The organism is Micromonospora sp. ALFpr18c (genome assembly GCF_008868155.1).
Taxonomy (GTDB): Bacteria; Actinomycetota; Actinomycetes; order Mycobacteriales; family Micromonosporaceae; genus Micromonospora.
In genome coordinates, this window is the sequence record NZ_WBKR01000239.1 from 1 (window position 1) to 8727 (window position 8727).

Consider the following 8727-nt stretch of genomic DNA (forward strand, 5'->3'; position numbering starts at 1 on the left):
GGAGGGCAGGCACGGGACTCCATTGATCACTGAGCGTAGAGAACTCCGATGATCAACCTCCCGTGCCTGCTTGCTACCCCCGGGTATCCAACTGTCCGAATCTTGGATACCTATTGCCGGTCGCTCTTACTCTCACGCTGGCCACGGCGGTGTCATACGTGGTGTTACTCGTGGGAACGGTGCTCGTCGGGGCACTGCTGATCGACACATCCGTGCTGGAACAGACTTTGCAGCAGTCGGTCGGTCTCAGCGACTATCTGACGCTCGCCTGGATCACCAGCTCGCTGGCCACTGTGGGAGGCGCGATCGGCTCCGGCCTGGAGAATGAGGAGACGGTTCGGGCCGCCGCCTACGGCTACCACCCGCAACCCGACGGCTGGCAGGACGAGAAGGCCGGGCGGGTGCACAGCGGTAGCTGAGTCGACGCGACCCCGCTCCGCACAGGTCGCAGGGATGCTCGATGCACGGGCTCACCTCACGCGCGATGATCCCGTTCGTCACCAGCTCGACGGCGATCTCGCCTGGTCCCGCCGGAAGGGCCGCTGGCCCTACAACATCTCCAGCGGTTGTGGGCCTCCCGGCGGCGGGAACGCCGTGTCGAGTGCCGCCACGTCCTCCTCGGTCAGCTGTACGTCACGCGCTTCGGCGTTTTCTCGGGTGTGTTTCGCATTGGACGATCGGGGGATGGCCGCGACCATCTCCTGCCGCAGCACCCAGGCCAGCGCGACCTGAGCGGCTGTGGCCTCGTGCCGGGCGGCGACCTCTTCGACCTGGGGGTGACCGAGTAGCCGCCCCTGCTCGATCGGCGAGTACGCCATCACCGGGATGCGGTGCTCGCGTAGCCAGGGCAGGAGGTCGTACTCGGGACCGCGGCGGGTGAGGTTGTACAGGATCTGATTGGTCGCGCAGGCATCTCCGCCCGCCTCAAGGAGTTCTGTCATGTCCGAGAGATCGAAGTTAGTCACACCCCACTGCCCGATGTCGCCGGCGTCGACGAGTTCGGCGAACGCCTCGATCGTCTCCGTGAGTGGATGCGTGCCGCGCCAGTGCAGCAGGTAGAGGTCGATGTGGTCGACGCCGAGTCGTTGCAGGCTGCGGCGGCAGGCCTGCACGGTTCCCTGTCGGCTGGCGTTGGACGGCAGCACCTTGTCAACTAGGAACACGTCGGCTCTGCGTCCGACGATCGCCTCGCCGACGAGTTCCTCGGAAGCGCCGTCACCGTACATCTCCGCAGTGTCGATCATGGTCATGCCCAGGTCGAGCCCGGTGTGCAGGGCGGTCATCTCGTCCCGCCGCCTCGCGGGGTGCTCGCCGAGGTACCAGGTTCCCTGGCCGAGCACGGGCATGGTTTGGCCGGACGGTAGCTCGATCGCGTCGGCAGGCATCGTCACGTCGATCTCTCCGGGTAACAGTGGGTGGTCTGGGTTACCCGCCGCGAGAGGCAGCACACGCGCGTCGCGGCCCTCTCCCCGCAGGCAGCGGCCGCGCAACGGGCACCTCCGGATTGTCCGCCCTCGAGCGGGCCTCGCTGCCCAGCTTGCGGGTTCCCGTACCGGGAAGGTGACCGCGATCTAGCGATGCGCCGCCGCGGCAAACCCTGACCACCACCCGCATCCGGCTACCGTGGCACGCCTGGTGGCCGGATGTAGCGTATCCGAAGGCATCGATCTGCAGGCGCACGCATTCGCAACCGAGCTACCCAGCTGTTTGCCGCAGACGACCCCGGGTAGGCGCAATCGGTGAGCGGGCCAGACACGGACCTAGGCACCCGATCGGACACCAGCCGCGCCGTCGCGTTCAGCGATGCGATCTTCGCCATCATCATCACGCTGCTGGTCCTGGACCTCCGGGTGCCGGACGTCCCGCCTGGCCACCTCCTGTCCGGCTTGCTGGCTCAGTGGCCGTCGTACGTCGCCTATCTCGCGTCCTACTCGTACGTGGCCGTCGTCTGGCTCAACCACAAGGCGGCGTTCAACCGCATTCAACAGGTCGATCGCGGTCTGCATTGGATGAACCTGCTCGTGCTGTTCAGCACGGCGCTGCTGCCGTTTCCGACCATCGTCGTGTCGCACGCGCTGCAGGAGCACAACAACGCTGACCAGCGTGTGGCCATCGCCTTCTACGCGCTGATCGGCGCGTTGCTGTGTGCGACGTGGCTGGCGTTCTACCACTACCTGGCCCGGAACCCCGACCTGCTGAAGGACCAGGCCAAGGGCGGCTTCTTTCCGGTCGAGCGGGTCCGGGCCCTCGCCGGGGTCGTCCTGTACCTCCTTGCAGGGGTCGTGGGCTACCTGGTAGCGCCCTTGATCGGCCTGGTCATCTTCCTTCTCCCGCCCGTCTTCTACGCGATCACCAGCGCCGGCCTGTATCAGTTGCGAGTGACCCGACGTACCAACCACCGCCCTCCCCCACCGCGTTGAGGGCGGGCGATCCGCCGTTTCACCCGGGCGCAGGCGGGTACCCGCGGCAATCCGGTTCGAAGGGGGGATCCGAGGTGAACTACAGCGAGTTCATTCAGTCTGTGGCAGCACGGCCCGAGGTTCCGCCGGGGCAGGCCGAACCGATCACCCGCGCCACGCTCGAGACTATGGCAAACCGGATCACCGGCGGCCAGGCAAGGGACCTCGCCTCCCAGCTCCCCGAGGAGCTACGAAGCCTGGTGTCCAGGCCCACCGAGGATCCGGAACGGTTCGGACTCACGGAATTCCTCGAACGGGTGCAGTCCCGGGCAAGGGTCGATCGCCAGGTGGCCGCCGACGGAGCGCGAGCCGTGCTGGACACCCTCCGTGAGTCTGCCAGCGCGAAGGAGTACGGGGACTTTGTCGACCAGTTGCCGCAGGAGTTCTGGCAGTTGACCGGGCCGGGGTCGGGACAGCTCCAGCCCCGCCGGATCGGCACCTAGTACTCCAACGTCATCGTCTAGGGCTCGAGCGTGGCGGGCATGCTGAAGGCGGCGACGTGACGGGCACCGATGAAGGCGTTGCTCTCTACGATCTTCCCGTTCTCGATCCGGAGTACGTCGACGACCAGCGCCTCATAGTGCGGGCTGCCGGGCCGGCGGAGATAGTTGATCAGTGCCGGGCGCCCGTTGGCCGAGGTGGGGAAGGTACGCCAGTCGAGCGGTCGGCCGAGGAACTCCGCGGCCGCGTCGATCCCGACGACCGGCGGCTCGGGCGGCATCGTGATCCGTACGTCCTCGGCGAGCAGTGCCCGGACCGTCTCCGGGTCCTTCGCGTTGGCGTAGCGGCGCAGGATCTCTTCGTCCTCACTGGTGAGCTGCGGGCGGCGCCAGTCCTGTGGGTCCGACGGAGCGCGCCGCCGGAGGGTGTGGCGGGCCCGCTGGAGGAGGCTGTTGACGGCCGCTACGGCGGTGTCGAGCGCGCCGGCGATCTCCTGCGGCGTCCAGCCGTAGACGTCGCGCAGCACGAAGGCCGCCCGCTGCCGCGGCGGCAGGTACATGAGCGCTGCGATCAGGGCCAGCTCGACGGTCTCCCGGGCGGCGAGACCGGTCTGCGGATCGTCGGCCAACAGGGCGTCTGGGTAGGGACCGAGCTCGGTGGACCACTCCAGCGGGTCACCATACGGAACCGTCCGGTGACCGGCCGCCTTGCGGCTGTCGAGGAAGACGTTCGTGGCGATCCGGTAGAACCAGGTGCGCGCCGACGCCCGACCCTCGAAGCGGTCGCGAGCCCGCCAGGCACGCAGGAAGGCCTCCTGCACCAGGTCGTCCGCGTCGGTGACGTTCCCCGCGAGGCGGTAGCAGTGCACGTGTAGCTCGCGCCGGTGCTCGTCGAAGGCGCGCTGCAGCCAGACCGCCTGCTCGTCAGGCGAGTCGGACATGTGATCTCCCCAGGGCTGAGTGGTCCTCACAACCGTACTGACGACCGCGGACCCCATCCGTCATCGGTCACCGATGACGATCGCCGACTCGGTCGTCTGTACCTGTGACCAATCCCCACCCCACGAAGGAGACAGCCATGACGGCAACCCCCGCGTCCGGCGCAGCCACGCCCCCGGTCGTCGACCGGGAGACCTGGCTGCGCGAGCGCAACGAACTGCTGGCCCGGGAGAAGGCCCACACCCGCGAAGGAGACGCGATCGCAGCCGCTCGTCGTCAGCTGCCGATGACCTTGATGCCGACGGTGACGGTCCAGGGCCCCGGCGGGGACACCCCGCTGGTGGAGGTTTTCGAGGGCCGCCGGATGCTCATCGCCTACTTCCACATGTGGCACGACGGCAAACCGTACGGGGATCAGTGTGAGGGGTGCACCTTCTCGACCTGTCACATGCAGATGCTGGACTACCTGCATGCCCGGGACGTCACCTACGCCGCGTTCTGCCAGGGCCCCTACGACGAAAGTGCCCCGTTCGCGGAGTTCATGGGCTACCCGTTCCCCTGGTATTCGGCGAAAGACTCCGACCCGGCTCTGGCCGACGGTCGCGAATTCGGGTTCATCGCCTGCTACCTGCGCGACGGCGACCAAGTCTACGAAACCTACTGGACCACCGGGCGGGGCGTGGAGGCGTTGACGACCAGTTACCACACCTTGGACCTCACCGTGTACGGCCGGCAAGAGAACTGGGAAAACTCACCCCAAGGTTGGCCGCGGGTCAGTGGTCACCCGTGGCGGCTCAACGGCCGCCCCACCGCCCAATGGTCACGCCCCGGCGTTACGCCGGCGGTGACGTCCTGACGCTCGAGATGATCATGCTCGGGTCGGCCGCGGTGTCGGCCTGCTGCTGCGTCGTGCCGCGGGCGGGCGCGTCCCGCAGGGCCCGGATGCTCGCGGGTGCGATGGTGGCTGTCATGGTCGCGGTGACCGTCGACGCCGCACCGGTTGTGCAGTACGCGGGCGCGCTGCTGCTCCTCGCCTTCGCGGTGGCACTCGTCACCAGCGGTCCGACCGAGCGCGGCCCGGAGGTGGAGTGGCACCGTACGGCCGGGGCGGTGCTCATGGCGCTCGCCGTGCTGATGCATCAACACGGCGGGTCGATGGCTATCCACCACATGGCCGCCGGGTCCCGGATGGACCACGGCACCGTCACCGGCCATGCCGCGGCGCTCGTGTTGCTACGCGCCGCCACGGCGGCTTACCTCTGCTGGATGGCGGCCGCACTCGTCCGGCTGCGCAATCGACCGATCACGGACCTGCTCCGTTGGGAGCGCCTGGCCATGGGGGCAAGCCTCGCGGCCATGATCTTCTTCATGAGCTAGCCGAGTAAACCAGCCGGCAGATCAGGTGACGTTGGAGTACTAGGCCGCAGACCGCGCGCAGGTACAGCAGGTGTTCGTCGATGGCCGCCTCCAAAGGCTGCCGGCTCAGCATCCGCTGGGCGCACCCGCCGTCCATGATCGGCGAGACCTCTACCAGCTCCCACGAGCGCCGCGCCGCGTCGGACGAGCCCAGCGTCCCGCTTCCCGATGGCGAGCACCGCTTCCCCGATGATCGCGTCGGGCGGGGCCGCCAGCCGGTTGGTGACGGTCATCCGGTCAGCGACCCTGGAGATGCGGACTGGTTGGGCAGGGTGAGTAGGCTCTGCGCTGCTCAGCAACGGACAGGGTGTGCAAGCTCGGCGGGACGCGGTGGCGGCGCTCCCGCCCGGACGGGGATGGAGTCGGGATGGTCAGCGGGCAGGAGGCCGACACGGACGTACGTCCCGGCAGCGATGGGCACCGCGACCCGGGCCCGGATCCGCGGGCGGACGACGGCGCGCCCAGTCCGGGTGGCCTGGTGATGCCCGAGTGTGTGGACACGCCATCGGCGGCCGCCCCACCAGCGGGGACGCTGGTGCGGTGGCTGCTGCGCCATCAGGTGCAACCCGCCGGTCCTGAGGCCGGCGAGTCGCACGCCACGCCACACTCGTGGTGGAAGGTGATGTGCCTGACCGGAGTGGACTACTTCTCCACCCTGTCCTACCTGCCCGGCATCGCGGCCCTGGCCGCCGGCGCGCTGTCGCCGCTGGCAACGCTCCTGATCGTCGCGTTGACCCTCTTCGGGGTGCTACCGATGTACCGGCGGGTGGCTCGCGAGAGTCCCCACGGGCAGGGATCGGTGGCGATGCTGGAAAAGCTTCTGCCGTTCTGGCGGGGCAAGGTGTTCGTGTTGGTCCTGTTGGGTTTCGTGGCGACGTCGTGGATCATCACGATCACGCTGTCGTCGGCGGACGCGACCGTGCATCTGCTGGAGAATCCGATCCTGCCGCAGGGCTTCCCTCACGGGCAGGGCGCCGCAGTGCTCGTCACGGTGGTGTTGCTACTGATCCTGGGCGCGGTGTTCCTGCTCGGCTTCAGCGAGGCGGTCGGAGTCGCCATTCCCCTGGTGGCGATGTTCCTGCTGCTGAACGCGGTGATCGTGGCCGTCGGGCTGGTCGAGGTGATCGGTGACCCGGCGCTGCTCTCGGGCTGGACCGACGCCCTGACCGCCGGCACCGGTGGCGTCGGCGACGTGGTGGGCCCCGCGGTGCTGGCGTTCCCGCTGTTGGTGCTGGGCCTGTCCGGCTTCGAGACCGGCGTGAGCATGATGCCGCTGGTCAAGAGCGACGGCGACGACGCCAAGGCGCGTTTCGACGCCCGGATCCGCAATACCCGGAAGCTGCTCACCACCGCCGCGTTGATCATGTCCGGTTACCTGCTGACCACCACGTTCGTCACGACGGTGCTGATCCCCGCCGAGCAGTTCGAGCCCGGCGGCGACGCCAACGGGCGGGCCCTGGCCTATGTGGCCCACCAGTATCTCGGTGAGGGCTTCGGCACCGTCTACGACATCAGCAGTGTGCTGATCCTGTGGTTCGCGGGCGCCTCGGCGATGGCCGGTTTGATCAACATCGTGCCGCGCTACCTGCCCTCGTACGGGATGGCACCCGAATGGGGCCGGGCGGTGCGGCCTGTGGTGATCGTCTACACGGTCATCAGCATCGGCATCACCGTGGCGTTCGGGGCCGACGTCAACGCTCAAGCCGGTGCCTACGCCACCGGCATCCTGGCGATGATGGTCTCCGGCGCGGTCGCGGTGACGATCTCGGCGCTGCGCCGCCACCAACGCTGGGCCACCACCGGGTTCGCCGCGCTCACGCTGGTGCTGCTGTACGCGCTGATGGAGAACGTACGCGAGAAGCCGGACGGGATTGCCATCTCCGGCCTGTTCATCGCCGGCATCATCGCGGTATCGCTGATCTCCCGCGTGTCCCGCACGACCGAACTGCGGGCCGAGCGGATCGAGTTCGACGAGCTCGCGCGCCGGTTCATCGTCGACTCCATCGAGTTCGACGGACGCCTCGACGTCGTCGCGCACCGCCCGCACTCCGGGACGAGCGCCGAGTACCGCGCAAAGGAACGCGCGCAGCGCGGGATGAACCCGGTACCCGGCGCCGCCGACGTGATGTTCCTGGAGATCCAGGTCATCGACCCGTCCGACTTCAGCGACGTGCTGCGGGTCCGCGGGGTCGAGGTAGACGGCTACCGCGTGCTTCGGGCGCAGAGCCCGGCAGCGCCGAACGCCATCGCGGCGATCCTGCTGGCCCTGCGCGACGCCACCGGCCTACGCCCCCACGCGCATTTCGAGTGGTCCGAGGGCAATCCCATCGCGCATCTGCTGCGGTACCTCATCCTCGGGCGGGGCGACACCCCACCGGTGGTGCGGGAGATCATCCGCAAGGCCGAGCCTGATCCCGCTCGCCGACCCGGGATCCACGTCGGCGGTTGACGAGGCCACCCCCCTCCCGACGGCAGGGCGCCGACTGACGGTCATGCCGCCAGTCGGCGCCCCACGGTCGTTCAGTGGGCCGGCGCGGCCTCCGACCCGGCTTCCATGGCCGGGCTGGGCGTCGCCGACGGGTCCGACCGGGTGGCGTCGCCGTGACCCGGCCACCAGGCGGCGTGGCCGAGCATCGCGGTGAGGCCGGGGACGAGGAACAGGGACATGACGAACGCGGACAGCACGATTCCCACCGAGACCGCGAAACCCATCTCGGTCAGGAACGACACCCCGGCGAAGAGCATCGAGGTGAACGTGCCGGCGAGGATCAGACCGGCGGCGGCCACCGACGGTCCGGCGTGCTGGATCGCCAATGCTGCCGAGGTACGGGGATCGTTGCCGGCCCGTGCCCCCTCGCGTAGCCGGGCGATCATGAGAATGTTGTAGTCGGTGCCGATCGCGACCACGAAGAGGTACAGAATGATCGGCAGGAAGAACGACAAGCCGGACCGACCCCCGACACCCTGGAAAGCCAGGACGGTCGCGCCGAGCGTCGCCACGAAGCCGAGGCCGACCGCGATCATGAGGTACACCGGGGCGACGAGGCTGCGCAGGAGCAGGCCCAGGATCACCGCGATCAGCACCCCGGCCACCGGGAAGATCACCCACAGGTCGCGGGTGTTCGCGTCGCGAATGTCGGCGAAGACCGAGCTGACGCCGCCGACCAGCGCGGTCGTCCCGGCCGGAGCCTGGGCGTGGGCCACCTGCCGCTGGTCGTCACCGGCGAGGTCGAGCGCGTCATTGGAGTACGGGCTGGTGTTCAGCAGCAGGTTGATCTGTGCGGCGGTGCCGTCCGAGCTGATGGTGGCGGGATTGCCGGCGGGTCCGGGCATCAGGCTCCCGACGCCAGGGTCATTGCGTGTTGGTGTAACTGCTGGTCACGGCGTCGATGAGGTCGTGTGATCGGCGGTCGGAGCGGCGGTTGGCGCGGGCGATGTTGGTGTCGCCGTTGATGCGGTGCCAGCCGATCGCG

Annotated in this window: 10 protein-coding genes; 6 read left to right on the plus strand and 4 right to left on the minus strand. The window is 68.6% G+C overall.

All coding sequences use genetic code 11. The features are described 5' to 3' along the window. The first annotated feature begins 170 nt into the window (after positions 1-170). A complete protein-coding gene (locus tag F8271_RS27925) occupies positions 171-419 on the plus strand; it encodes a hypothetical protein (protein ID WP_225854816.1) in 249 nt (82 codons plus the stop codon). Between the two features lie 129 nt (positions 420-548). On the opposite strand, the gene F8271_RS27930 is transcribed toward F8271_RS27925, so the two are convergent. Beyond that, the gene (locus F8271_RS27930) at positions 549-1385 is read right to left on the minus strand and encodes an aldo/keto reductase (protein ID WP_151492832.1); all 837 of its coding nucleotides are present in this window, start codon (positions 1383-1385) and stop codon (positions 549-551) included. A 354-nt stretch (positions 1386-1739) separates the two neighbouring features. On the opposite strand from F8271_RS27930, the gene F8271_RS27935 reads away from it, so the two are divergent. Together F8271_RS27935 and F8271_RS27940 are read left to right on the plus strand one after the other, a co-directional pair. Then, positions 1740-2420, plus strand: coding sequence for a TMEM175 family protein (locus F8271_RS27935; RefSeq protein WP_151492833.1), 681 nt, complete (start codon positions 1740-1742; stop codon positions 2418-2420). A 74-nt stretch (positions 2421-2494) separates the two neighbouring features. Beyond that, positions 2495-2902 (plus strand): DUF2267 domain-containing protein, encoded by a 408-nt coding sequence (locus F8271_RS27940; protein WP_151492834.1) that lies wholly within the window; start codon positions 2495-2497, stop codon positions 2900-2902. A gap of 17 nt (positions 2903-2919) precedes the next feature. Here the strand turns inward: F8271_RS27940 and F8271_RS27945 are convergent, their stop codons facing one another. Further along, positions 2920-3840 (minus strand): RNA polymerase subunit sigma-70, encoded by a 921-nt coding sequence (locus F8271_RS27945; RefSeq protein WP_030490338.1) that lies wholly within the window; start codon positions 3838-3840, stop codon positions 2920-2922. A gap of 137 nt (positions 3841-3977) precedes the next feature. Between F8271_RS27945 and F8271_RS27950 the strand changes: the two genes are divergently transcribed. Next, entirely contained in the window at positions 3978-4694 is a 717-nt protein-coding gene (locus tag F8271_RS27950; RefSeq protein WP_151492835.1) for a DUF899 family protein, read from the plus strand. Here the strand turns inward: F8271_RS27950 and F8271_RS32660 are convergent. Then, on the minus strand, positions 4672-4809 hold the full coding sequence (locus F8271_RS32660; RefSeq protein ID WP_192580493.1) for a hypothetical protein: 138 nt from the start codon (positions 4807-4809) through the stop codon (positions 4672-4674). The genes F8271_RS27950 and F8271_RS32660 overlap by 23 nt on opposite strands. On the opposite strand from F8271_RS32660, the gene F8271_RS27955 reads away from it, so the two are divergent. Next, positions 4808-5215: a hypothetical protein gene (locus F8271_RS27955; protein ID WP_151492836.1), complete on the plus strand. Its 408-nt coding sequence runs from the start codon at positions 4808-4810 to the stop codon at positions 5213-5215. The genes F8271_RS32660 and F8271_RS27955 overlap by 2 nt on opposite strands. 520 nt (positions 5216-5735) lie before the next feature. Then, the gene (locus tag F8271_RS27960; RefSeq protein ID WP_151492838.1) at positions 5736-7703 is read left to right on the plus strand and encodes an amino acid transporter; all 1968 of its coding nucleotides are present in this window, start codon (positions 5736-5738) and stop codon (positions 7701-7703) included. 71 nt (positions 7704-7774) lie between these two features. On the opposite strand, the gene F8271_RS27965 is transcribed toward F8271_RS27960, so the two are convergent. Next, positions 7775-8587: an MMPL family transporter gene (locus F8271_RS27965; protein ID WP_151492837.1), complete on the minus strand. Its 813-nt coding sequence runs from the start codon at positions 8585-8587 to the stop codon at positions 7775-7777. Positions 8588-8727: the final 140 nt, after the last annotated feature.